The sequence below is a fragment of the Mesorhizobium sp. Arg314 genome (genome assembly GCF_053714275.1).
Genome location: NZ_JBSKBP010000017.1, coordinates 1 through 24987, shown reverse-complemented (window position 1 = coordinate 24987; position 24987 = coordinate 1). Strand labels below are relative to the sequence as shown.

Annotated in this window: 16 protein-coding genes and 1 pseudogene; 11 read left to right on the top strand and 6 right to left on the bottom strand. The window is 61.2% G+C overall.

The annotated features are described in order from the left end of the window. Nucleotides 1–30: 30 nt before the first annotated feature. The 6 genes from ACWGS9_RS19345 to ACWGS9_RS19320 all read left to right on the top strand — a co-directional run bounded on the left by ACWGS9_RS19345 (nt 31) and on the right by ACWGS9_RS19320 (nt 8119). Nucleotides 31–1368, top strand: a complete 1338-nt coding sequence (locus ACWGS9_RS19345; RefSeq protein WP_454506744.1) for an adenylate/guanylate cyclase domain-containing protein — start codon at nt 31–33, stop codon at nt 1366–1368. Between the two features lie 130 nt (nt 1369–1498). After that, nucleotides 1499–3394 carry an ABC transporter ATP-binding protein gene (locus ACWGS9_RS19340; protein WP_454506743.1) on the top strand — a complete coding sequence of 632 codons (1896 nt, stop codon included), beginning with the start codon at nt 1499–1501 and terminating at the stop codon, nt 3392–3394. Then, entirely contained in the window at nt 3391–5289 is a 1899-nt protein-coding gene (locus tag ACWGS9_RS19335) for an ABC transporter substrate-binding protein (RefSeq protein ID WP_454506742.1), read from the top strand. Before ACWGS9_RS19340 ends, ACWGS9_RS19335 begins: the two co-directional genes overlap by 4 nt. 2 nt (nt 5290–5291) lie before the next feature. Then, on the top strand, nt 5292–6290 hold the full coding sequence (locus ACWGS9_RS19330; RefSeq protein WP_320309827.1) for an ABC transporter permease: 999 nt from the start codon (nt 5292–5294) through the stop codon (nt 6288–6290). Further along, the gene (locus ACWGS9_RS19325; RefSeq protein ID WP_454506741.1) at nt 6287–7468 is read left to right on the top strand and encodes an ABC transporter permease; all 1182 of its coding nucleotides are present in this window, start codon (nt 6287–6289) and stop codon (nt 7466–7468) included. Before ACWGS9_RS19330 ends, ACWGS9_RS19325 begins: the two co-directional genes overlap by 4 nt. A gap of 171 nt (nt 7469–7639) precedes the next feature. Continuing rightward, nucleotides 7640–8119 carry a class I SAM-dependent methyltransferase gene (locus tag ACWGS9_RS19320; RefSeq protein WP_454506740.1) on the top strand — a complete coding sequence of 160 codons (480 nt, stop codon included), beginning with the start codon at nt 7640–7642 and terminating at the stop codon, nt 8117–8119. 52 nt (nt 8120–8171) lie between these two features. On the opposite strand, the gene ACWGS9_RS19315 is transcribed toward ACWGS9_RS19320, so the two are convergent. Then, nucleotides 8172–9587, bottom strand: coding sequence for an adenylate/guanylate cyclase domain-containing protein (locus ACWGS9_RS19315; RefSeq protein WP_454506739.1), 1416 nt, complete (start codon nt 9585–9587; stop codon nt 8172–8174). Between the two features lie 200 nt (nt 9588–9787). Here ACWGS9_RS19315 and ACWGS9_RS19310 point away from each other — a divergent pair, with 200 nt between their 5' ends. From ACWGS9_RS19310 to ACWGS9_RS19300, 3 genes are all read left to right on the top strand, one after another. Beyond that, complete coding sequence (locus ACWGS9_RS19310; RefSeq protein WP_454506738.1) at nt 9788–10612, top strand: hypothetical protein; 825 nt, start codon at nt 9788–9790, stop codon at nt 10610–10612. Between the two features lie 74 nt (nt 10613–10686). Next, nucleotides 10687–11211 carry a GNAT family N-acetyltransferase gene (locus tag ACWGS9_RS19305; RefSeq protein ID WP_258121221.1) on the top strand — a complete coding sequence of 175 codons (525 nt, stop codon included), beginning with the start codon at nt 10687–10689 and terminating at the stop codon, nt 11209–11211. 103 nt (nt 11212–11314) lie between these two features. After that, nucleotides 11315–12700 carry a hypothetical protein gene (locus ACWGS9_RS19300; protein WP_454506737.1) on the top strand — a complete coding sequence of 462 codons (1386 nt, stop codon included), beginning with the start codon at nt 11315–11317 and terminating at the stop codon, nt 12698–12700. A 79-nt stretch (nt 12701–12779) separates the two neighbouring features. Here the strand turns inward: ACWGS9_RS19300 and ACWGS9_RS19295 are convergent, their stop codons facing one another. Continuing rightward, entirely contained in the window at nt 12780–14546 is a 1767-nt protein-coding gene (locus ACWGS9_RS19295; protein ID WP_454506736.1) for an adenylate/guanylate cyclase domain-containing protein, read from the bottom strand. Between the two features lie 242 nt (nt 14547–14788). On the opposite strand from ACWGS9_RS19295, the gene ACWGS9_RS19290 reads away from it, so the two are divergent. Next, a complete protein-coding gene (locus ACWGS9_RS19290; protein WP_454506735.1) occupies nt 14789–18085 on the top strand; it encodes an adenylate/guanylate cyclase domain-containing protein in 3297 nt (1098 codons plus the stop codon). Nucleotides 18086–18104: 19 nt separating this feature from the next. Beyond that, nucleotides 18105–18785 (top strand): redoxin family protein, encoded by a 681-nt coding sequence (locus ACWGS9_RS19285; protein WP_454506734.1) that lies wholly within the window; start codon nt 18105–18107, stop codon nt 18783–18785. A gap of 331 nt (nt 18786–19116) precedes the next feature. Here ACWGS9_RS19285 and ACWGS9_RS19280 read toward each other — a convergent pair whose 3' ends face one another. The 4 genes and pseudogenes from ACWGS9_RS19280 to ACWGS9_RS19265 form a co-directional block, all read right to left on the bottom strand. Next, entirely contained in the window at nt 19117–20559 is a 1443-nt protein-coding gene (locus ACWGS9_RS19280; protein WP_454506807.1) for an adenylate/guanylate cyclase domain-containing protein, read from the bottom strand. A gap of 339 nt (nt 20560–20898) precedes the next feature. Beyond that, complete coding sequence (locus ACWGS9_RS19275) at nt 20899–23790, bottom strand: glycosyltransferase (protein ID WP_454506733.1); 2892 nt, start codon at nt 23788–23790, stop codon at nt 20899–20901. A gap of 361 nt (nt 23791–24151) precedes the next feature. Beyond that, the gene (locus ACWGS9_RS19270; protein WP_454506732.1) at nt 24152–24517 is read right to left on the bottom strand and encodes a sigma factor; all 366 of its coding nucleotides are present in this window, start codon (nt 24515–24517) and stop codon (nt 24152–24154) included. Beyond that, nucleotides 24514–24914, bottom strand: a pseudogene (locus ACWGS9_RS19265) (short-chain dehydrogenase); the annotation flags it as partial. The pseudogene ACWGS9_RS19265 and the gene ACWGS9_RS19270, both read right to left, overlap by 4 nt. Nucleotides 24915–24987: the final 73 nt, after the last annotated feature.

Here is a 24987-nt window from a genome sequence, read left to right as displayed (position 1 = left end):
GGCTCCGTCTTTGATGGGTTTCGAGATAATATGAGCACAGCGCAAGCAGAAATTTCCACCATTCTCATGGATAAGGTTGCCGATTGGCTGAACCAATCGGCGCTGGCGGGCAACGACCTGGAGACATTAATAAAAGGCTTTTGCGAACGGCTGGCTGCTGCCGGCCTGCCGCTGAAGCGGGTGCATCTGAGCTTTTCGATGCTTCATCCGCTTTATGACGCGCTTGGCTTCACCTGGTTCCGCGGCCAGGGCATGGAAGTGGAAGGCTTCCGCAAAAAGGCCGGCGTTCCGTCTGACAGATTCCTGACCAGCCCATATTACCATCTGCTCAGCAATCAGCTCGACCATCTGCGACGCCGGCTCGACCCGTCGGTGCCGTCGGAGTTTCCTGTTTTCGATGAACTCCGACTTATGGGCGTCACCGACTACATGGCTTTCGTTCTTCCCTTCAGCGGCAACACCAGTCAGGGCATGATGGGATCCTGGTCCACCGACAGTGCCGCAGGCTTCAGCGACAGCATGATTTCGGCGCTGCTGCGCCTCCAGAACCATCTCGCCATCGCCACCAAGATGGCGGTGCTCACCAAGCTCGCCGACAACATGATGACCACTTATCTCGGCGGCGACGCCGGCAGGCGCGTGCTTGACGGTCAGATCAAGCGTGGCGAGGGCGATACAATCCGGGCCGCATTGGTCATGGGCGATATGCGCGGGTCGTCAAAGCTTGCCGAAACCGCCGGCCGAGAAACCTATATCGATACGCTGAACCAGTTTTTCGACGCCGTTGCCGCACCTTTCAATCGCAAAGGCGGGCAGATCATGAGTTTCATAGGAGATGGCTTCATTGCCGTCTACCCTTGCGAAAGGCACCGCTCGCAGTCCGAGGTCGCATGTCAAGCCGCTCTTGCGGCAGCGCACAAGGCCACCGCGCGCATGACGGAACTCAATGTGCGAAGAAAGGAAAAGGGGTTGTCCGACATAAAATTCGGGATCGGCCTGCATGTCGGCAACGTGATGTTCGGAAATGTCGGGCTTACCGACCGGCTCACATTCTCTGTCTTCGGATCGGCTGTAAACGAGGTCCAGCGCCTCCAGACCCTGACCAAGAAATATCCGCACAGCGTTCTGGCCAGCAAAGACTTCGCCAGCTACTGCGGCGCTAACAGCTGGCTGACGCTCGGCAACGAGGAACTGGCGGGCATCAAGAAGCTGACGGTGCTTTCACCCGATCTGTCGGGTGCTCTCGCACTCGATGAAGACGGTGCCCTGGAGCCGATTTATGACCGAAGATCCGACGCCGAGCAGGTCATGCTGCTTCACCGCGATACCGCGCGGCTGTCGGCCGGCGACCCGAGGAAGCTCCAGTAAAATCCGAACGCCTTCGGTAGGCAGTCCGGTCGCCGGTTCCGCCACTGGCGACCGTTTCGAATCCAAGTTGCTCTAAACTGGCAATGCGCTAGTCTCACGTTCTGGACTGCCAGAGTGGGGCTGGTGTGGAATGAATTCGGGTGTTGATCTGCTGCGGATCGAAGATGTTGGCATCTCTTTTGCCATCATCGGCGGACCGTTGCATGCCGTCAGGCGCGCAAATCTTCGAGTCCTGCCGGGCAGGGTTACCGCGCTTGTGGGCGAGTCAGGTTCCGGAAAATCGGTTCTCAGCCAGGCAGTGATGGGCATTTTGCCGGGCTCAGCCCATGTTCGCGGCCGTATCCTGTTTTCCGATCCTGAAAAGCCCGGCACGACGCAGGATATCCTGAAGATGCCGCGCGATGGACCCGAAATCCGGGCGCTGAGAGGCAGCCGCATCGGCAAGATATTTCAGGAGCCGATGACATCGCTGTCGCCGCTGCACACGATCGGCAACCAGGTCAGCGAATCCCTGCAGATTCATACGCCCATGGCTCGGGCGGAGCGCAAGGCACGGACCGAGGAGATGCTCAGCCTTGTCGGCTTTCCCAATCCCAAGCGCGCCTATGATATGTATCCCTTTGAACTTTCAGGAGGATTGCGTCAGCGCGCCATGATCGCCATGGCGCTTATCTGCCGGCCTGCCCTGTTGATCGCCGACGAGCCGACGACGGCGCTGGACGTCACCATCCAGGCGCAAATCCTGCAATTGCTGCGCGGGCTACAGACCAAGCTGAACATGGCGATGCTGCTGATCACCCACGACCTCGGCGTGGTCGCCAATGTCGCTGACGAAGTGGTGGTCATCTACCACGGCGAGATCATGGAAGCGGGACCTGTCGAGGCGATATTCCGCCGGCCAGGTCATCCCTACCTGAAGGGCCTGATGGCAGCCGTTCCGCATTTCGAGCTGAAGCCTGGCGAAAGGCTAAAGGCGCTCCGCGAGGTGCCGGTGAATGTCGAGAATCTGCTCGGCAAGCAGACGGCGCCGGCGTCGAAGGGGCCGGACGACATCCTGCTGTCGGTCAGGGATCTGAAAAAGACCTTCACCATCCGCAAGTCCGGATGGTTCGGCGGCGATCATCAGACCTCTGTTCGCGCCGTGGACGGCGTGAGCTTCGATATCAGGCGGGGTGAGTGCCTGGGTCTGGTCGGCGAAAGCGGCTCCGGCAAAACCACCGTCAGCAAGATCCTCATGCGGGCTGTCACACCTAGCGGTGGCTCTGTGATCTTCAACGGCCGCGATGGACCGATCGACGTCTTGGAAGGCGAGGGAGACGCCCTGCGCATGCTGCGCGCGAAAGTCCAGATGGTCTTCCAGGATCCGGTTTCGTCGCTTTCACCTCGCATGACGGTGGAGAACATTATAAGCGAGCCGCTGGAAATCCATCAACGTGGCAATGCCGCATCCAGGCTCGCCACTGTCAAGAGCCTGATGCAGGCAATCGGGCTCGATCCGCGCTTCATCAAGCGTTATCCGCACAGTTTCTCCGGCGGGCAGCGTCAGCGTATCGGCATCGCGCGCGCGTTGGCGCTGGGGCCTGAACTCCTGATCTGCGACGAGCCGGTTTCAGCGCTCGATGTTTCTGTCCAGGCGCAGATCCTGAACCTTCTGAAGGACCTGCAGAAGGAGCTGGGCCTGACCTACCTGTTCATATCGCACAACCTGGCGGTGGTGGACTACATGGCAGACCGCATCGCGGTGATGTGCGGCGGGCGGATCGTCGAGCTTGCGCCGCGCGAAATTCTGCTAAGGAAACCGGTCCACCCCTACACGCGCTCACTGGTCGCCGCAGTACCTTTCCCAGATCTCGACAGGCCGATGGATTTCAAGACATTGAAGCTCAGCGGCGCTTCGGACACCAGCGCATGGGGACCGCAATTCCGCGACGAGGGCGACGAGGATATGCTGTCGCCGCTCGATCTTGGCGGCGGCCACCTCGTTCTGGCCCGACGCTCGGCCAATGTCAGCGAGCTACGCCATTGATCAGCCGGCGCACCGTCCTTGGGCTCATGGCTTCGGCATTTCTGCCGAGCACGTTGCGCGCCAGCGGTCTGGAGCCGGAATTTCTTCAGCCGCGGTTGAAGGCCCTGGCGCTGCCGCCACTCGCCGAACGCTTGCCCAAGAGCCCGCGGGTGCTCAATCTCGCCGCGATGGGCCGGCAGCCCGGCCAGTATGGCGGCACGCTGCGCACGATCATCGGCAGCCAAAAAGATATCCGAATGATGACGATCTACGGATATGCTCGCCTAGTCGGCTATGACGAAAAGCTTAACCTGCGACCCGACATTCTCGAAAGTTTCGACGTGGCGAATGATCGCGTCTTCACTTTCAAGATACGGGAAGGACATAAATGGTCTGACGGTAGCCTGCTGACGCCGGAGGATTTTCGCTATTGCTGGGAAGATGTCTGGCTGAACGATGAGCTTTCGCAAGGCGGGCTCGCCCCGACCTTGCTGGCGGATGGCAAGCCGCCACGCTTCGAGATCGTCGATCCGTTGACGGTCCGGTATAGTTGGGATGCGCCCAATCCCGACTTCCTGCCCAAGCTCGCTGCCGCTTCGCCGCTATCGCTTGTTCTGCCGGCCGCCTACCTCAAGCAGTTCCACAAGAAATACCAGGATCCGTTCCGGCTCGCCGGCCTAATGGAGGAGAACCGGGCCAAGAAATGGACGCTCCTGCATATCCGCATGTCGCGGCAGTATCGCCCGGAGAACCCGGAACTGCCGACGCTCGATCCCTGGCAGAACCGGACCAAGCCGCCGGCCGAGCAGTTCGTCTTCGAGCGGAACCCGTTCTTTCATCGAATAGACGAGAATGGCCGGCAACTGCCCTATGTTGACCGGGTAGTCATGAATGTCAGCTCGTCGGCGATCATTTCCGCCAAGACCGGTGCAGGTGAGAGCGATCTGCAATGCATGGGAATTGACTTTGCCGATTACTCGTTCCTGAAGGATGCGGAGAAGCGTTACCCGGTGAAGATGCATCTCTGGAAACGCACACAGGGTTCGCGGCTGGCGCTGCTGCCCAATCTGAATTGTGCCGACCAGGTGTGGCGTGGCCTTTTTCGTGACGTGCGCGTGCGTCGCGCACTTTCGCTCGCTGTGGACAGGCGCGAGATCAATTTGGCCGTGTTCTACGGATTGGCGCAGGAAAGTGCCGATACGGTCCTGGCGGAGAGCCCGCTCTACCGGCCGGAATTCGCGAAAGCCTGGGTCGCCCATGATCCCGACCAAGCCAACGCCCTGCTCGACGAGGTCGGGCTTCGGACGCGTGACGATGACGGCCTGCGGATACTTTCCGACGGACGCCCGGCGCAAATCATAGTGGAAACGGCCGGCGAAAGCACACTGGAAACCGACGCGCTCGAACTCATCACCGATCACTGGCGCCAGATCGGCATCGCCCTGTTCGTCCGGACGTCGCAGCGCGACATCTTCCGCAGCCGCGCGCTTGGCGGCGAGATCATGATGTCGATATGGTCGGGCATCGACAATGGCGTGCCGACCGCCGACATGAATCCGTACCAGTTGGCCCCCACCATCGACGACCAACTGCAATGGCCGCTCTGGGGTGCTCACTATCTGTCTCATGGTACGGCCGGTGAGGCGCCCGATCTTCCGCCTGTGGTCGAGTTGATGGCTTTGCTCAAGCGCTGGAACGCATCGACCGAGGCCACGGAGCGCGCCGAAATCTGGAATTCAATGCTGTCGATCTACACCGATCAGGTGTTTTCGATCGGCACGGTGAATGGAACGCATCAGCCGGTTCTGGCATCCTCGCGGCTGCGCAATCTGCCTGACAAGGCGCTCTACGGCTACGACCCGACCGCCTATTTCGGTGTCTACATGCCTGATACATTCTGGCTTGGAGAGTCCTGAGCGTGCTTCGATACATTGTCTGGCGCATCGCCGTGATGGTTCCAACGCTGCTGATCATATCGGCGCTGGTGTTCACGATCATCGAACTTCCCCCAGGCGACTATTTCGACAGCTATGTTTCCGAGCTGCGGGCTCAGGGCGAAGCGGTGGATTCCGATCGCATCGAGATGATGCGCAAGGAGTATGGTTTCGACAAGCCGCCCGTCATTCGCTACTTCTACTGGGTCGGCGGGATGCTGCATGGCGATTTCGGCTATTCGTTCGAGTATGAGCTGCCGGTTCGCGACGTCATCGGGGACCGAATGTGGCTGACCGTGCTGGTTTCCTTCGTCACGATCATCGTCACCTGGCTCATCGCCTTTCCGATCGGCATGTACTCAGCCACCCATCAATACAGCTGGGGCGACTACGGCCTGACTTTCTTCGGCCTTCTCGGCCTTGCCATTCCGAATTTCATGCTGGCGCTGATCCTGATGTATTTCGCCAACATCTGGTTCGGCACGTCAATCGGCCATCTCATGGACCAGCAATATCTCAGCGAGCCGATGAGCTGGGCCAAGGCGAAGTCGATCCTGGCCCATCTCTGGATCCCGGTCTTGATCATCGGCACCGGGGGCACGGCAAGCATGATCCGGCGGCTGCGCGCCAATCTGCTCGATGAGCTTCACAAGCAATATGTCGTGACCGCACGCGCCAAGGGCCTTCATCCCTTCAAAGCGCTGGTCAAATATCCGCTGCGCATGGCGCTCAATTTCTTCATTTCCGACATCGGCTCCATCCTGCCGGCCATCATCTCCGGCGCCGAAATCACCGCGATAGTGTTGTCCTTGGAAACGACCGGACCGATGCTGATCAGGGCGCTGCAAAGCCAGGATATGTATCTGGCAGGGTCGTTCCTGATGTTCCTCGCCTTCCTGACGGTCATCGGTGTCCTGATTTCCGACCTGGCGCTGGCGCTGCTTGATCCGCGAATTCGTTTGCAGGGCGGCAGCACCAAATGAACACGCAATCGCCGCTGCCCGCTCCGGGTGCTCCACTGCAACACTACGTTTCCATCGCGCCCTTTGACCTGCAGTCGGTCGAGGCGATGACGCCTGAGCAGTCGAAGGTATTTCAGGCGTCGCAGTTGCGGCTGATGTGGTGGAAATTCCGACGGCACCGGCTTGCCCTCATATCCGGCATATTCCTGGCAGCGCTCTATTTCGGGATACTGATCTGCGAGTTCCTGGCGCCGTACAATCTGCACACGCGCAACATGGACTACATCTATTCGCCGCCGCAGCGGGTGCACCTGTTCCACAACGGCCAGTTCATCGGGCCGTTCGTCTATGGCCGCCAGATGACGCTGGACATGGACACGCTCAAGCGGGACTACATCGACAAACAGGATGATGTTCAGCGCATCCGTTTCTTCTGCAGGGGCGACAGTTACCGGTTCTGGGGCCTGATCGAAGGTGACAGGCATCTCGTCTGCCCCGCCGAAAACGGCCAGCTCTTTCTGGCCGGCACCGACAGGTTGGGGCGCGATGTGTTCTCGCGCATCATCTATGGCGCGCGCATTTCACTGACGATCGGCCTCGTCGGCGTCAGTTTCAGCTTCCTGCTCGGCATCGTCATCGGCGGATTGGCCGGTTATCACGGCGGTGTCTTCGACCTGATCGTTCAACGGATAATCGAAGTTCTGCAATCGATCCCCAGCATTCCGCTATGGCTGGCTCTGGCGGCGATCATGCCTATAACCTGGAGTCCGATCCTGATCTATTTCGGCATCACCGTCATCCTCGGGCTGCTCCACTGGACCGGACTGGCGCGGGCCGTGCGTTCAAAGCTTCTGGCCTTGCGCGAGGAGGATTACGTTCTGGCCGCGCAATTGATGGGCGCCAGCAGCAGCCGCATTATCCGGCGGCACCTCATCCCCGGTTTCATGTCGCATCTGATCGCGACGGCGACGATCTCCATACCCGGCATGATCCTGGGCGAGACGGCGCTGAGCTTCCTTGGGCTGGGCCTGAGGCCACCGACAACCAGCTGGGGCATCCTGCTCACCGAGGCGCGCAGCGTCAGCGTGATCGCGTTCTATCCGTGGCTGCTTTTGCCGATGCTTCCCGTCATTCTCGTCATCTTGGCGTTCAACTTCCTCGGCGACGGCTTGCGGGACGCCGCAGACCCTTACAAGTGACATCGCTATTGCGCCGCGCGCCGGGAGGCCGACTCTACCCGGTATGATCCTTGCCGGCAGCCTGTTCGGTTGTTGCAGCGTTCATCGTTCGCCTCTATATGCGGCGACGCTCGATCGCGTTTAACACGTCATCGCCAATTTCGCGGACTGGTTCAGGACATACGATCGCATATGAGTCGCCTCGACAGTTTCATCCGCAGGATGACGGCACAGCGCGACATTCTCGATCAAGTCTGCGCGGAGGTGGCGAAGATTGAAGGCCCCGTGCTCGAGCTCGGCCTCGGCAACGGCCGGACGTTCCACCATCTGCGCGAGCGCCTGCCCGGACGCCGGATCGTGGCGTTCGACCGCGCGCTTGCCGCACATGCCAGTTCAATTCCCGAAGCTGAAAACCTCGTGCTCGGCGAAATACGCGAGACGGCTCGCAGGTTCATCGGCATCGACGCCGCTCTTGTCCATGCCGACATCGGCACCGGCTATGAAGATCGCGATGCAGTGACCTCCACCTGGCTTCCCGATCTGACCGCGCGCCTGCTTCGCGTCGGCGGGATCGCGGTCAGCGGCACGCCGCTCGATCACCCGCAGTTGCAACGCCTCCCGCCGCCGCCTTCGGTGCCCGGCGATCGTTATTTTATCTGTAGGCGCGTGTGAGGGGCCGAGACTACCCAAATCTTCAGGGGCCAAATCTTCAGGGGCCAAGTCTTCAGGGGATCGTGTAGACTGCGATCTCGCGCTCGATGCCGCGCAGCGAGACCTCGTGGGGCACGGGAGTCAGCGCGTTCCTGTGCAACAGATCGGCGGTGAGATTGTCGTCGACCACCGCACGAGTGGCGAAGATCGCCTGTGCGTTGGCAAGGTTCTGGACCCGCGAAGCAATGTTGACCGTCTGGCCGAAATAGTCCTGTCGCTCGTTCATCGACACGGCAATGCAGGGGCCGGTGTGGACTCCGATCTTGAGCAGCAGGTCCTCGCGCCCGCTCTTGTCGTTGAGCGCGCGCATGGCATCGCGCATCCTGAGGGCCGCGGCAATCGCACGATCAGGCGTCGCAAAGGTCGCCATCACCGCATCACCGATCGTCTTCACCACTGCGCCTGCTTCCGCCGCGACGATCTCGTGCAGAACCTGGAAATGCGCGCGCACGAGATCGAAGGCCGAAAGGTCGCCCACCCGCTCGTAAAGCGCGGTCGATCCGCGCAGGTCGGTGAACAGGAACGTCAGGCTGGTGATCTTCAGGCGCTGGTTGATGTCGAGCGTATCCGTGCGATAGAGATCGCGGAACGTCTGGTTGGTGAGCAGGCGCTTGGCGGTGAGGAAGGGCCGGCGTTTGCGCAGCAAATCATGCAAGCCATGGCCGGCGATGAAGACCGTCGGCAGCACCCGGGTGTCTGTCCTGTTTTCCAGCGAAATGCGCAACGGGCCGGGTTGCATCGCCAGCGTCTGGCTCTGGACATGGTCGCGGTCGAAGACCAAAGAGAGGCTTCGGCGCTCCTTTGTTGGTTCGCCCTTCACGTCGATGAACTGCACTGAATGGGTGACCGGCTCGAAGACGATGACGAATTCGGATGGAAGCTGTACAGGCAGAACCGCCTTTTCGGCGGGCGCCAGCTCGATGTCCTCCAGCGAGATCTCTTCCATCGTTTTCGCGAAGTCCTCATCCGGCAGATCGACGCCGGACGCCCAGTAGATCTGCCGGAAATACTCCACCAACGGCAGCTCGTGCGGATTGTGGGCGGCGATCCTGCGCATGCGGGGACTGACTGTGAATGTCACCTCGACCATCTCGTCGAGAGTCGGTGAATAACCCTCGGCGCACAGCGTGCAGGTGTATTCGTCCTTCTGCACCGTTTTAAGCGTGGCGTTGGTGTCGAGCACGCCGCCACAGCCGGGGCACAGAACATTCCAGGAAATGTCGAAGATGCCGACACGCGCGGCATGGAGAAAGGCGCCTATGGCGCGCTCCTCGTCGAGGCCATGCTTGCTGGCGAAGGCTGGAGCATTGATGCGGCAAAGTTCGCGGTCCTCGCCCTCCGCAATGGTTCGCTTGATCGCGTCGATTGCCTGTGGGTCGACATCGGTCGATTGCCGCAGAAGCGAGAAGAGATCCTGAGCGTCGCTCATCGTGCAGGCTCCGGAAAATGCGCCCCGAGGCGTGTTGACCGGGTCGGTCTTTTGGCCCGAGTTCTGCATTTTACGTCAAAACGAGCCGTACGGCCATTCGAATAGACCTGGTAAAAGTTCAATTTCCATTCGGCGGATTTTCACCGGCCGCAAGCGGCACTATGATGATCCATGGGCGTTCATCATCGGGGTTCTCTCCCATGCCGACATCCGACAACCCGCCATTTCCCGCGGCCCTGCGCCTTTTCTCCGCGGGGGTCATCACGGTCCTGATCGTAGGCGCCGGCCTGTTTTTCGCGCCTGAGTTGGTCAAGCCGCGTTGGCCTTGGGCCGTCACGCCGTTCAGTGCCCGCTTCCTCGGCGGCTTCTACACCGCCGAAATCGCGGTGATGGCGGCGCTGCTGTTCTGGAATCGTTGGTCGCCCGGCAGGCTCGTGCTGGTGATGGCCTTCATCTTTACCGTCATCGTCTCGGCGGCTTCGTTCGTCAATCTCGGCTATTTCAACTTCGGGCGCAAAGCGACCTGGCTCTGGTTCCTGGTCTATCTTGCTTCGGCTGCGGTATCCGGGCTGTTCCTATGGCGGGCCAGGTCCCGTCCTTCAGCAAAAGGCGTGCCACTGAACCCCGCTTGGCGCGGCTACATGTTGTTGGAAACGGCGATCCTTGGGCTCTATGGCGTCTGCATGTTGCTGTTTCCCCTGATAGTCAGCAGCACCTGGCCATGGCGGGTCGATCCCTTCCACGCCCAGGTCTACAGCGCCATCTTCCTCGCCGGCGCTGGCGGCATATATGTCGTCTGGAGAAGCGCGCCGCGCGAGGAACTGCTGGTGCTCGGCCTGGCGCAGTTTCTGGTTGGCCTGCTTGCCATCCTTGGCCTCATCATCACCGACGCTGCGGTGCACCGGATCGACTGGGCGGCGACCAAGACATTGAGCTGGCTCGCCCTTTTCGGCTGGATTGGCATCAGCGGCGTCTTCAAGCTCTACGCCGCGTCCCGGTATTTTCGCTCGCAATCGGCATCATAGCTTGCAGACACGGCTGGATTTTCAGGTGACGTCCGGTGCATCGTGCCGGGCTAGTTGCCTTCGCCGGGAACGCCATGACCAGCACGACCTCGCCATCCTCCGAGAAAATCCAGCCGCAGCTCCGATCCGTCCGGCCAAGCGATGCGGAGGCGCTTTGCGCCATCTTCAACATGCCGGGATTTCGCTGGGGCACGCTCAGGATGCCCTTCGAAATGGTGGAGCAGGTGGAGCGGCGCATCGCCAAGTCCGGCCAGGAAACCACCTGGATCGTCGCGGAGTTGGACGGCAAGGTCGTCGGCCATGGCAGCCTGGTCGTGCAAGGCTCGCCGCGTCGTTCGCATATCGGCGAGATCAATATCGGCCTTGACGATGCCTTTGTCGGCAAGGGCATCGGCTCTGCCATACTTGGCGCGCTGCTTGACGTGGCTGACAACTGGCGCGCCCTGAAGCGCGTCGAATTGACCGTCTATGCCGACAACGAACCGGCGATCCGTCTCTACACAAGCCACGGCTTCGAGGTTGAAGGTCGGCATGTGAAGGCCGGTTTTACTGACGGGCAGTACCACGACCTGCTGAGCATGGCCCGGCTGCGGTTCTAAGATCCTGGTTTTGATCGAGTTGAGGATCCATGTGTTGGGCTGGTCGCATCAAGCAAGTCTGGTCGCCCTTGGCGTGTGCGGCGCAAGCGGCTAGACGGTACCAATGACCGCCGTCTTTGATCCAGCAGCTACGCCTCCGGTGGAAATTCTGGCCGTGCTGTCGTTGCTCTGCCCTGAAGTCGTGCGTGACATCGAGCAGAACTGGAACGCATCGGTTTCCGATTATGCCCGCCATCTGTGGCGCCCGGTGGCAAGGCCTGCATCCGGCCCGGCGATCGCCGCCCGCTCGATCCTGCGCGAAGCCCTGCATGAGCGCCTCGGTGTGATTATGCAGCCTGAGGAAATCGGCAAGGCCCTCGAAGAGTTCGAGCGCAGACCGGTGATTCAGTCCGGCCTGCACTGCCTGCTTCTGATGGACCGGATTACCTTCGATGCCGTCCTGCTTGCCTGGCTCGGCGCGGTCGAAAACGGCCTGTCGGCCTTTTTCGGCTTCATGGGAACGACGATGACCATGGAGACTGTTGGCCGCGAGGGGCCGGGATGGCTCGATGTCGGCGACGACAAGGTCAACCTGTTCGGCATGGGGCGCCACAAACTGTGCCGCAAAAGCGCCTGCGCGGCCGGTCCCGTCTCGCTCAACACGCGGGCGCTCGAAGCGGTGGGCGATGAGACGGATGTCAGCCGCTGGCTGGGCACACTGCTTGCCAACCAGGACAAGGTGTTTGGAACCGCCGCCGATGCGCTGACAGCCCTCAACGAGGATCTGATCGCCAATTGGGATCGATCCGGCATGGCCCTGCCGGTTTTTATTGATGATCGGCTCGTCGCTGCTGCCATGGCGCGCCATCTAGAACATGACGGCAGCCTTCTTTCCAGGCTGCTCATCGAGCCCGCAAGACGCCAGCGTCTCGACAGTGCCTTGCAAGAGGCCGTATCGAGTCCGTTTGGCAGATTCCTGCCCAATGCCACGGACTATTTCTGGGGTATCCGTGAGGAGCGCGTGCGCAAGCTCGTCCTCGAGAACGGGCACCTGATCGAGCCTGACAGGCCGCATGGTCTTTCCATCCCGTTCGAGCGGCTGCATCTCAGGCAAGCACTGCTGGACGGCGTGCTGTTGCCGAACTTGTTCCTGATGTTTCTCGTTCTCGCCATATTGCCGCGGGTGCGGGTCGTGGGCGGCCTGAGACAGATTGGCTATGTAGCGCTTTTCCACTCGATCCTGCTGGCTGTGCTAGACGAAAACGCGCCCGAAGAGCGCGATCTTGCTGCGGAACTGCAGGTTCGGGAAAATGCCTGGGGCACGCGGGTCATCGATGAAAAGGTCTCGGTCCGTGAGCAGCTTGCCGGCCTGTCGGAAGGCGCGCTCTTCCCGGACTTGCTCCGGAAATACCGATTGCGAACATTTGCCGAGACGACCGAAGACCTGAAACTGGTTCGCGAAAACGCCCGATGGCGCAAGATCAGCCAGGCAGAGATCAAGGCGACCTGAGCCTCACTTCAGGCCTTATTCGCGGAGGGTCCATCGCGATCGGCTGCAATTCAAGCCTGACCTGACATGGCCTCAACTGTCATTGCACGACACCGGCCTTGCGGAGCCCGTCCACCATGAGTTCGAAATCGGCAGGGTTCTTGTAGGGCAAGACTTTGCGACGGTATTCCAGCGAATAGTCGGGATTGACGCGAAGCACCTCCTGCCATGCCGCGCGGGCTTCGGCGAAACGGCCCAGGCGGCCGTAGCTGGCGGCCAGGAGCGCGCGCGAGACGTCGGTGACAGCGTTGCGAGCCAGCCGTTGCGTCAAGAGGTCAACGGCCTCTTCGTACCTTCCTAGTTGGAACAATGCCGAAGCCTGGAAGTGCAGAAGCACGTCGGGAAAATATGGATTCAAGGTTTTCGCCCGGGCGAAACTCTCGAGAGCCTCCTCGGATCTGCCCGAATAGTGCAGCGCCTCGCCGAGGATGACGTGCCCTTCGGCGAAGTTCGGATTGAGGACTATCGCGCGCTCGGCCTCGTTGATGGCCTCATCGTGTCGTCGTGTGTACAACTTGACTATAGCCAGCGCCCAGTGCGCCCAGGGATCGCTGTCATCCAGCGTTACCGCTCGCGTTGCGGCCTCTTCCGCTTGCGCCATCGATTCCGGCGGCGATGCGCTCCACCGGTTCAGGTAATCGAGTCCGTGCGTGAGGGCGAGGAAAGCGTGGGCGGAGGCAAACTTCGGGTCCAGTTCGATGGCACGTTGCAAGAGGTCGCGGGCTGCGACGTTCGTCTCCTTCGTCAGCCGGTGCCACAACTCCCGGCCCCGCAGGAAACAGTCATACGCCTCCGTGTTGCGCGGGTGCTCGGGCGCCAGCCGCTGACGCTCACCCTCGGTCAGATTGAGCGCCAGCGCACCGACGATCTGCTGCGTCACGTCGTCCTGGACGGCGAATATGTCGGTCAGGTCGCGATCGAACCGCTCCGCCCAAAGATGGCCGCCCGAGGTTGCATCGATGAGCTGCGCGGTGATGCGCACCCTGTTCCCCGACTTGCGTACGCTGCCCTCAAGTACATGCCGCACGCCGAGCTTCGTGCCCACCTCCTGCACATGGACGTTCTGGCCCTTGAAGGTGAACGACGAATTGCGCGCGATGACGAAAAGCTGCGACAGCTTGGACAGCGCTGTGATGATGTCTTCAGAGATGCCGTCGGCGAAGTAGTCCTGTTCGGCGTCACCGCTCATATTGGCGAACGGCAGGACGGCGATCGACAGCTTCGGCGGCGCTGACGACCGGCTCGTCGCGGTTTCCGAGGTCGCGGCCGCTTTGGTCCCGGCGCTGCCGACTTGCAGCGAATAGACCCGGATCGGCTCGGCGATGTTCTTGAGCTGCGTGCTGCCGAGATCGCTGACAGAGAGGTCGAGTCTCGCCTTGACCTGGCGATAGGCATCCTCGGACAGGCAGATGGCGCCGGGGGCCGCGACGCCCTCCAATCGCGAAGCGATGTTGACGCCGTCGCCCATCAGGTCGCCGTCGCTCTCTTCGACCACATCCCCCAGATGGATGCCGATCCTGAACTCGATGCGGCGGTCCTGCGGCACGCCGGCATTGCGCTCAACCATGCCATTTTGAACCTCAACGGCGCATCGCACGGCATCCACCACACTGCGGAACTCAACCAGCGCTCCATCCCCAGTGCGCTTGATCACCCGCCCGTGGTGCACGGCGATGGTCGGATCGATCAAGTCGCTGCGCAGTGCCCGCAACCTCGCCAAAGTAAGATCTTCGTCCGCGCTCGCGAGCCGGCTGTATCCGACCACATCTGCAGCCAGGATTGCCGCTAGCTTACGATTCTCGCTCATGGGTCGTCTCCTCATCTCCAGGATAGCAGGAAGACGGAGGGTAAGAGGGAACTTTCGCAATCGACGGCCACGCAGCGGCCCGAATCGGCAGCGCTCTGCCACCGGACCCACGCCGATCGCTCTATGTCCATTTGCGTTGCCGCTTGCTGGTCGACGACTATCGGTTCATCCTTGTGTGAATACCCGGCCGTGAAGTGCGTAGCGAGATCACGCCGTGACGGCCCCTGGTGAGGTCTTGTTCGATGGACTGCGCGGGCTGTGGTTTCGAGGTTGAGGCCGGTTACGCCTTCTGTCCAAGGTGTGGCCGGCGCCAGCCCGTGCCATGCGCCAGTTGCGGCTACCTCTGCGCACCCGATTTCGAGTTCTGTCCGAAATGTGGGGCAAGCGTCGGTGCGCCCGCAAAGGCCGTCGAACGGCCTGCTCCGACGCCAAGCCGGACCATTGTGCCGCTTTCTCGAACTCCGCCGCTGGGTCCGCACATCGAAGGCGATGGGTCGCATCCGGTCTCAGATGCCGACCGCCGGACGGTAACGGTCCTGTTCGCCGACCTTTGCGGCTTTACGACACTCAGCGAGCAGCTCGACCCCGAGGTGATGCAAGCGCTGCAGAACGAACTGTTCAAGGAATTGACGGCGGCGGTGCGAAACTTTGGTGGTTTTGTCGACAAATTCATCGGCGATGCACTGCTCGCTTTGTTCGGTGCGCCGGTCGCGCATGAGGACGATCCGGAACGTGCGCTTCGCGCCGCACTCGACATGATCGCCCGGACGGCCCGGCTCGGCGAAAGCGCCCCCCACTCCGGCTCGCCTCTGTTACTCCACATCGGCATAAACACTGGTCCGGTCGTCACTGGCAGATTGGGCATCGGCACTGCCAAATCCTATTCGGTGACCGGCGATACAGTAAATACGGCGCAACGCCTGCAATCGTTGGCCGCACCGGGTCAGGTGCTGGTCGGCGAGCTCACTCACAGGCTGACCCGGCATGCCTTCTCTTACGAGTCGCTGGGCGATGTCGTGCTTCGCGGCAAGGCTGGCAGTGTGCTCGTCCATCGACTGGATGCACCGCTTGCGGCGCCGCGTGCAGCGCGTGGGCTCGAGGCGCTCGGCCTCAGCGCGCCGATGATAGGTCGTGGCGCGGAGCTCAATAGAATGCTGGCGAGCCTTGACCAGGCGTGCAGCGGCTCGGCCCAACTTGTCCGCCTCGTCGGAGAAGCCGGTATCGGGAAATCACGGCTGGTGAAGGAGTTCGTCGCCCGCGTCGGCGACGAGGATCGTTTTCGCAACGTCGCCGTGCGGCAGGCCACGTGCTCCCCGCTGGGCGAACAATCATTTGGCGCCTTGGGCGCGGTGGTGCGCAGCGCCGCCGGGATGATGCAAAACGACAATGTGGACGAAATGCGGGGGAAGCTCGCAGCCTTGCTTGCCGATCTCGGCCTGCAGGGCGAGGAGGCGAAGCGGCTGATGCCTTTGCTCTACCATGTGCTTGGCCTTGGCGACCCCGATGCCACCTTGCGACATGTCGAGCCCGAGCAGCTGCGGCGGCAAATTCTCTACGCAGTCCGCTCAATCATCGAACGGCGGCTTGCGTTGTCGCCGCTGTTGATTGTCGTCGAAGACCTGCACTGGGCCGACGCCGTGTCGCTCGAGGCACTGCGTTTCGTGATGGACAGGTTGGAACGCACGCGATTGATGTTGCTGGTCACGCATCGTCCGGCGCCGGACAACGACCAGCTCGACTCAAGTCGGGTCAGTCACACTGCGCTCAGGCTTTCGCCGCTCAACAGCGACGAAGGACGCAGCATGCTGGCGGCGCTTTTCGGCGAGAGCTGGGTAAATTCCTCAGGAGGGATTGTCGACCAGATTCTCGAGCGCGCGGGCGGCAACCCCCTTTTTGTAGAGGAGATCGTTCGCGGCCTTATCGATCGCGGTGTCCTGATGCGCGAGGGCCAGCGATGGCGGGCTGTGGCAGGCGAAGTCGCAACCGGCATTCCCGCCACGATCCAGGCAATGTTGCTTGCTCGCGTCGACCGGCTGCCCCAAGAGGTGCGCCGGTTGGCCCAGGAAGCCGCGGTAATCGGCCCGCGCTTCGATGCCACACTTCTGAAAACCGTGACAGCCGACCCCGGCCGGCTAGAAGCCGGCTGCGAACTGCTTTGCGATGCGGAAATCATCGAGGAAGTGGCCGGATCAGGTTCGGTCTCGTCGCAAAGCTACCGCTTTACGCAAACATTGCTGCAGGACGTGATCTACCAGAATCTGCTCCTGCAGCGCCGGACCGACATCCACGGGCGGGTCGGTGCCGCCTTGGAGCAACTGTGCGGCGACAAGCCGGAACGGCTCGAGGATTTGGCCGTGCTCGGACATCATTTCGCGCAGAGCGCCGAGCGGGAGAAGGGCGCGCATTACCTGCAGGCGGCGGGCGATCGCGCTCGCATGATATACGCCAACGACGACGCCCTTCGTTTCTACGAGCGAGCACTGACTGCGTTGGGCACGATCGGGCAAACACCGCTCAAACTGGCAATTGCAGAGCGCATTGCCGATTTGAGCGGCCCGGCAGGCCGCCGCGAGATTGCGCACCACCATTACGAGACGGTGCTGCAGGCATATCGCGAGTCAGGCAATCGTGTCGCTTCGGCACGCGTTTTGCGTAAGATCGGTCGGCTGCTCTGGGATGTCGGCAAGCGGGACACTGCAGAATCCCGCTATGCTGAAGCAGCAGCGCTCCTCGATGGAGCGGATGCCCCGATAGAGCAGGCGCATCTCTGGCAAGAACGGGGCCGACAGGCGTTCCGTAGCGGAGATCACGCTCTCGCGACAAAATGGGCAGATGCGGCGCTGGATTGCGTAGGCACTCTGACAACGGAGCATGTCTCAGAGGTAGGGTGTGATGCCACTCTTGTGACCGCCGAGGCACTCAATACGAAGGCCGTTGCGTTGGCTCGCCTTGGGCGAAACCGTGAAGCCGTGCGTCTGGTTGAGCGCAGCATTGAATTGGCCGAAGCCGCCGGCCTACTGGGCGCGGCCTGCCGCGGCTACACCAATCTCGGCGTGCTTTACACGACCATCGATCCGGCAAAGGCGATGGAGGTCTGTCGGCGCGGTCTTGAGGTGGCGCGCCATATTGGTGATTTGGGCTTCCAGGCGCGCCTCCTCGCCAATCTGGCTGTCGCTTGTTGTACTTTCACGGATCGCTGTCCAACCGAGGGCGTGCCTGCTGCCGAAAAGGCCATCGAGATCGACCGGGCACTCGACCAGCGCGAGCACCTGCCGGTGCCGTTGATCGTGCTTGGGCAGATCCACCAGTGCAACGGCCATCCGGAACTGGCGGTTGGTTTGTTCAACGAAGCACTGGACGTAGCCCGCGAAACGGGCGAACCCCAACTGCTGTTTCCGTGCTATGATGGTCTTGCAACGCTTAATCTCGACCTCGACAATCTGGCAGAGGCCGAACGCTACTTTTCCTTGGCGCAGGGTATTTGCGCCCAGCACGGGCTCGACCCGGAAACGCTTGTGGTGCTGCCTTTTCTCGACTAGCCGGGGTGGGAGGTTGGAAATGTCCACGCGTATTGACTTGGTACCGCTTCAACCGGGCGACCGTGCGCCGAACGTGGTGCTCGACGCCATTACCCAGGAAGGCAAGATCGCGCTTGACGACTTTCGCGGACAAAAACCTGTGCTGGTCGGCCTTTTTCGAGGTCTTCATTGTGCGTTTTGCCGGCGCCATATCGCTGCCCAGGCGCGGCTTGATCCGGAGCTGCGCGAAAAAGGCGTGGGGAGCCTGACGGTGGTCAACACGCCGATCGAGCGGGCGCGTCTCTACTTCCGCTACCACCCGATGCCGAATCTGCTTGCCGCCTCCGATCCTGAACGCGCTTCGCATCGTGCTTTTGGTCTGCCCAATCTCGAATTCACCGAAAACGAGACAAACTGGCCGTATAAGGTCTCGATGGCAGTGGCAAAGGATATGCGGGTCGACGTACCGGGCGAGTTGCCCGGTCCAATGGACCCTTTTGCGGCCAGCGAATTCCTCGACAAGAGGGACCATTACGACGTGACCGAAGCCGACCAGCAGATGATGGCAACCGGACACGGACAACTGATCGGTCAGTTCCTGCTCGACCGGCAGGGGGTCGTCCGCTGGAGCTTCACGGAGGTTCCAGAGGGTGGGCGATACATGTTTTTGGCGCCAAACCCGCAGGAACTGATGTCAGCCGTGTCCCAAGTCGCCCAATAGACACCTTTGCGGGAGTATGTTCCGACGATGCAGCTATGTCCGCAGAACTCGCTCTATTATTAGTCGACGAGACGAACCCTCACGCCTTGCCATATTGCCGCTTGCTCATGCCCGTCCGCATCAGGGCGCGCAAAACACCTTGAGATCAGCACCGACGGGCTGGCGTGCGGAATATGTCGACGGCAGTGGTGAAACTGCAGTACGCGTGCCGTTGGGGGCTTGGCTGGGAACGCCAGAGCAATTCAGCTTTTTTGTAGATGGACCCGCTGTAAGTATTTGTTTTTACTTGGGCCGAGGCAACCGCTGATAAGTTTGCGGCACGCAATCGCATCTATCCCCGCATAATGCGATAGACCGTTGCATCGCCCTCTACACCTCGAAGTGGCGCATCAAACGCGACGACGTCTCGGCCGGCAAGCAGGTCACTCACACCGGGCGCGGAATAGAGCGCCTCGGAGATGCAGACCTGTCCGGCTTCCGCCAGTGACTGCACGCGTGCAGCGACATTCACAGTCTGGCCGAAGTAGTCGAGGTTGTCGTTGAGTGTGACGGCAATCGATGGACCGCAGTGCGCACCCATCTTGAGGACAATCCCTGGCCTGACACTATCGCCGTTGAAGCGATCGATTTCTTCAAAAATATGGAGGGCGGCCGAAATTGCATCCGACGGTCGCGAGAATACTGCCATCACTGCATCTCCGATCGTCTTTACGACAGCGCCGGAATGCTGGTGGACCGCCGCATTGAGAAGAGCGAAATGCTCGCGGACCAGGGCATAGGCATTGAGGTCGCCAAGACGCTCGTACATGGCGGTGGAACCCTTGAGGTCCGTGAACAGGAAGGTGATCTGCCGGATGCCGAGCCCCTCCTTTTCGTCGACACGCTCGGAACGGAAGAGCTGGCGGAAGGTTTGCCGCGCAAGTAGCGCCCCGCCGGAAACATATGGATCGAAATCGAGCGTCGGTTTGGTCGTCAACGCGACAAGCTCAGGCGGCCAGTTGATGAGAAGCAACGCGCCACGACCGGGTCCGGTATTCGCAACCTCAATGACAACCGGACCGGGCGGCACGGCCGGCAACGCCGGCAAGAAACGCTTGCCGTCATAGTTGATCTTAAGAAGTGTCGGCGCCAATACCGGATCCCCTGAAACAGGTACAGCGAATGCCGCCTGTGTCCGCACGTTGACGCCCGACAGGGAGCCGGGATCGAGGTCTGCGCACAGCATTGTCGTGGTGCCTGGCGGCAGGAACGTCATGCCCCGCACGAAGCCTCGCAGAACGTCCAAAAAGCGTACGTCCTGCCCGGGTAGCCGCCCGGCATTGCTGAAATGTAGCTTCCAGTGAAAATCCTCGACAGAGAGCGTCTGGGGCTCGTGGAACGGAAGGCGCCGCAGATGGGGCGATACAGAGAAGGAGACCTCGATAAAGTCGTCGAGGTTGGTATCGCCCGATACGTCGCAGAGGCCGCAGGCGTAATGCGTCTGCAGCGTGCGCAGGGCGCCGAAACTGTCGAGCACCATCCCGGATTGCGGACAGAGCACGTCCCAGCTCATATCGAACAGGCCGCAACGGGCCGCGTGGAGGAAGAGGTCGATTGCTTCAGGCTCGGCGATTGCGCGGTCGCGGGCGAAGGCCAACGGATTGACACGATAGAGCGAATGTTCGTCGCTGCTCCTGATAAGTGTCTCGAATTTTGAAATGACGCGCGGGCTCCAGGCTCGCGCTTGCTCGATCTCCGTCATCTTGCCTTCGAGGAGACGATCGTCGACCACCATTACCACGCCGAAACCCCAATTTGCCTTACGGCAGCCTACCAAAAAATCCTGCCGGATGCGAATGGATGGAAATCCGTCGTCTGTCTCGAGACTTAGGGCGGCCCGCGCCACACTGGTGTAGACGTCTGAATGTCGGCCTGGGTCAGTCATCAGCGGAATTTCGCGTTGCCTGCTCGCGCGTGCCAGCGTCCGCGTGACATCGGGCGATCGCTGCAGTCTGGTCGCGTCAGCAACAACAATAATCTCGAGCGCCCATAGCACTGCGAGCGGCTGCGGAGCGTCTCGTCGATCGCATCTTGCGCATTGTCAGCGGAATAATGACCCTGACAGGGTCACGGTTCATTCGAGCACGGCCTCGACAATGGCAACAAAGTCATCGAGCGAGCGATCCCCACGAATCTCAATGCGCGGAAGGTCGATGGGATCGCAATCGAGGTCCGCCGGCCCGTGTCTGCCGCCGAAGCCGATCCGGTAGCCGCACTCCTTGGCCAGCCGGCCCAGCCGTCGGTCGGTGACAGAGAAGGGTGCCGCGAACGCAGTGGTTGGCCGACCGGTCCACCGTTCGATGAACATACGAGAGCGCAGGAGCTCGGCGGCCAGGTCGGAACTCGACAGACCATCGATCGCGCGATGCGTCGCCAGATGGCTTCCGAAGAATGCACCTTCGCCCGCGAGGCGTCGCACGGTCCCGGCGTCCATAAGTGGCGTCGGCGGACCGATGGCGGCGTCCCACCGTGCACTGTCACCAACCAGATCCGTCACCAGAAACACTTCCGCGGTCAGGTCGTTGCTGCGCAAGTCCGGCCAGGCATGGTCGGCAAAGTTCTGGAAGCCGTCGTCGAAGGTGATGAGCACTGGCCGGCCAACGAACGGTTGGCGGTTGGCGATGAAAGTTTCCAGTTGCTCGGACGTGATCGCGTGAAAGCCATTGGCGCGCAGCCATGCCATCTGGCTGCCGAACGCGGCCGGCGTGCACCGAAAACGGGCGAGCGCGGCCGGACCATCATCGGCGACGCTGTGATACATGAGGATAGGGATACGTTGCCGCCGCTCGCTACGTCTGACGTCGCGGCGCAAGGCCCGCGCCCCGCCCCAGACGACATTTCGCGCTACCCCGAATTCGAGGCGCGCGCGGATTGGCACATGATCAATCGTCGGTTGCGTCGTCACGTCGTCAGGGGATACGCGGCGGAAGCGGTCTATGCGGTAAAGCTCGGTCTGGATCGATTGCTCCAAAACCAGACCTTCGGTCGCCGCCAGTGTCTCCGAGATCACTTGTGCACCGAATGTATTCCAGTCGAAGCCCGTCTTCTCAACATTATCCCGCAACACGAATGCGTGTGCGCTGATGAAACTGCCGCCAGGCGCCAAGGCGTCAGCGAATTTCTTGGCGATGCGCCGCAACTCGGCGGCATCATCCAGGTAATAGAGCACTTCCGAACAAACGATCAGGTCCATCTCACCCGGCAGCGTGTCCGCGACGAAATCCAGCACGCCGAACTCGATATTCGGCTGATCGCCGCATCGCACGCGCGCTCGCCCGACGGCTACGGCGGAGATGTCGGTTGCGGTCAAATGGTCCACTCGCGGCGCCAGTCGCCGCGTGAAATGGCCCTCTGCGCAGGCCAGCTCAAGCGCCCGTCCGATAGGGGCGGCAGGCAGAATCTCGAGCTGCCGCTGATATTTTTCCTGCTCATAGGCCGAGCCGTAGTTCCACGGATCCTCGATCGCGAAATGGCGATTCCAGAACGACGTGCGATCATTGTCTTGCCCATCCGCGGCCTTTGCACGGCGCGGCGCTGCAAGAGGCCCTGAAGCTTCGGCGCTCGAGCGAGCGAGCCGCCGCGCTTGCGCGGCCAATTGCGCGAGTTTGCCGAAGTGGCTGTCCCGATCAGGCCGGCGGCCCGCGCGCTTATCGCCAGGGAGACTGTTTGCACGTCGCTCAGGGGGCACGGAATTCAGGATCAATTCAATCCAATGACGCCTTGTCACTGTCCCGAGCGCGCCGAACTGCACGCGAGCCTCGATCTGGCCATCCATCATCAGGCAGGCATAAATCTGATCGATTCCGTCCGGCAATTCGGTCGGGGTTGGCTTTCGAGCGTCGACGCGAATTCCGAGTGTCCGCGCCAGGCTGCGCGGCGCGGCAAGGTCGTCGACGTCAAGAATCATTTGCTCGAGGTGATACTGGACGCGGCGACCGGCTACGGGATCGCCCCAGACCTTGCCGAGTTCGATGATCAACTCGGTGAGCGAGCCGCCGAACCTGTCCCACCTGGCAGCCAATTGCGCCGGCACCGATAGGCTTCCTACCATAAGGCCATCGAGGACCACCTTGGCGATCTCACGCGCCCACTTACGTCCTGCCGGGAGCTCGCGCAGGGCCTGCGGGTTGATCGAGCGCGAGCCGCTGCCGCAATCAGACGCGGCGTTCCACAACGCGAACCACGCGAGTGCTTCGGAAGCGGTGCGGCCGCTTGCCTCGATCGCTCCGTTGGCGTGAGCTGGTGCCGGGTGTTTGACCCTGAGATCAGGAGAAAAGCCGCGGGCGATCACGATTTCCCCGTCGACCAGCATCTGCGTCGAATTGCGGGAGAGTGCGTTCGGGCCGACCCGGTAGAAAGCGAGCGGCTCGTCGACCATCACCCAACGTTCGCCCAGACGCGCAACGCGCTGCCAGATATCCCAGTCCTCGCAGGTGCGCAGCGACACGTCGAAACCGCCCAATTCGACAATCGTCTGCCGATCGACCAGCAGTGCGTTGGTGGGCATGGCACACTGGCGGGCGAATGTTTCGAAGGGCTGGATCGCAACCTGCGTTGAGATGCTCGACGGGGTGAGTTCGCCATCGGGCATCACGCGCCGGGAACCGCAATAGGCGGCCACTGCATCGGGAGCGGTTTCCAGTGCGGCCAGCATTTTCGCCAGGAAGCTGGCATCCACCCAATCGTCCGCATCAAGAAACATGAGCCAGTTTCCGCGCGCTGTCGAAATCCCGCTATTGCGCGCGCCGGCGGCGCTATACGCACAAGACCTCAACGCCCGAAAACGGCTATCGTGCTCCGCATAACGGGCGGCGATCGCGGGGGTGCGGTCCGTGGAGGCGTCGTCGACGATGATGGCCTCCCAATCCACTATTTCCTGATCGAGAAGGCAATCGAGTGCGCGCGCCAGCGTTACTTCGGCGTTGTGCGCAAGAACCACGATTGAAACCAAGGGATTATGCGCCACGCCGTCCTACCCGCGCCTGGTTCGAAGGTAGGGCGCCATCACCGCAATCTGCGGTCACTGGCACCATAATGAGTGCAATAGCTACGGTAAACTGACGTCTTTTGCAATCGCTGGGCGGCTAATCTCTCCGTGTGTGTTCCCACTCAAATTTGGCAATGAAGCGCCTCTATTGGGCTCTGCGCTAGCACGATCCAAGAGTGTGGACTCGCGCGGAAGGACTCGTACCCACAAATGAGTCCACATCCTGGGATGAATTGGGACTTATGGGCACGAGCCAATGGAAGGTCGTTGATTTTATTAGGTTTTTTGGATGCCCTAGAGAGGACTGGTAGCGGGAGAGCGCTACCGCCTTTCCCCCCGCTCAGCCTCGCCGCATTTCGCACTTCGTTGCCGCGCTTAACGCGAAGCGGCCTAATTCCAGCATACCTTGTTCCTTCTCTCCTCGGCCGCGAAGGCAGGATGCGTCGCGGTATGGCGGCCGCTGCCGCCCGGCGACCCGCAGGCACCGATGTCGTGATTTCAGCCAGGCGCGAAGGAGGGGAGGTTCGACCAGCCCATCGAGAGCGACTAGCGCCTTGGCGAGTGTGTCCTGCACAACGTCCTCGCCCTCGATCACCGACCCCATGAGACGCGAACAATAGCGATGAAGCTCAGGCCGTAACTCTCCCGCCAGGTCGAGAAGCTCAGCCCGTCGGTTCGCGTTCGGAGGCTGCTCGCCTTTGGTCAAGCTGCCACCCGCTCCATAATCGTTACACCGGCATCGCCGTTGAGGCCGAACACGATGCCTTCGGCGTACTTCGGGTCCGCCGACACGGAAATGACCCGATCGCCGAATTCACGTGGCGGCATAGGCGCTCCAAATCGAGCAACGAACTGCTCAGGCGTGATACCCATTGAACTCGCATAGGCACCTGCGGCTGCATATCCGGTTCCGATCTCCAAAGTCATCTGTCTCGGCACAATAGCTTGAAAACGAATGCCTAGGTTCAATTCTTGCGAAACCCCGTTCGCATACTTTGCCATGAACCACAGCATCCGCTTGGACCCGCCACAGCCGCCTGACATCCGTGAGCCGGTCACGGCCGCGCCGCTAGATCCGACCAAACCCTGCTGCCAGGCTTTAGAGCGGGATGAGATTTATATGAGTCGTAGGATTCCCAAATCATCGCAGTTCTGATTCAACATTCATGCTGGGAG

Coding starts and splice junctions, on each gene's coding strand:
- ACWGS9_RS19345 (WP_454506744.1), top strand. CDS start 31: ATGAGCACAGCGCAAGCAGAAATTTCCACCATTCTCATGGATAAGGTT.
- ACWGS9_RS19340 (WP_454506743.1), top strand. CDS start 1,499: ATGAATTCGGGTGTTGATCTGCTGCGGATCGAAGATGTTGGCATCTCT.
- ACWGS9_RS19325 (WP_454506741.1), top strand. CDS start 6,287: ATGAACACGCAATCGCCGCTGCCCGCTCCGGGTGCTCCACTGCAACAC.
- ACWGS9_RS19320 (WP_454506740.1), top strand. CDS start 7,640: ATGAGTCGCCTCGACAGTTTCATCCGCAGGATGACGGCACAGCGCGAC.
- ACWGS9_RS19315 (WP_454506739.1), bottom strand. CDS start 9,587: ATGAGCGACGCTCAGGATCTCTTCTCGCTTCTGCGGCAATCGACCGAT.
- ACWGS9_RS19310 (WP_454506738.1), top strand. CDS start 9,788: ATGCCGACATCCGACAACCCGCCATTTCCCGCGGCCCTGCGCCTTTTC.
- ACWGS9_RS19305 (WP_258121221.1), top strand. CDS start 10,687: ATGACCAGCACGACCTCGCCATCCTCCGAGAAAATCCAGCCGCAGCTC.
- ACWGS9_RS19300 (WP_454506737.1), top strand. CDS start 11,315: ATGACCGCCGTCTTTGATCCAGCAGCTACGCCTCCGGTGGAAATTCTG.
- ACWGS9_RS19295 (WP_454506736.1), bottom strand. CDS start 14,546: ATGAGCGAGAATCGTAAGCTAGCGGCAATCCTGGCTGCAGATGTGGTC.
- ACWGS9_RS19290 (WP_454506735.1), top strand. CDS start 14,789: ATGGACTGCGCGGGCTGTGGTTTCGAGGTTGAGGCCGGTTACGCCTTC.
- ACWGS9_RS19285 (WP_454506734.1), top strand. CDS start 18,105: ATGTCCACGCGTATTGACTTGGTACCGCTTCAACCGGGCGACCGTGCG.
- ACWGS9_RS19280 (WP_454506807.1), bottom strand. CDS start 20,559: ATGGTGGTCGACGATCGTCTCCTCGAAGGCAAGATGACGGAGATCGAG.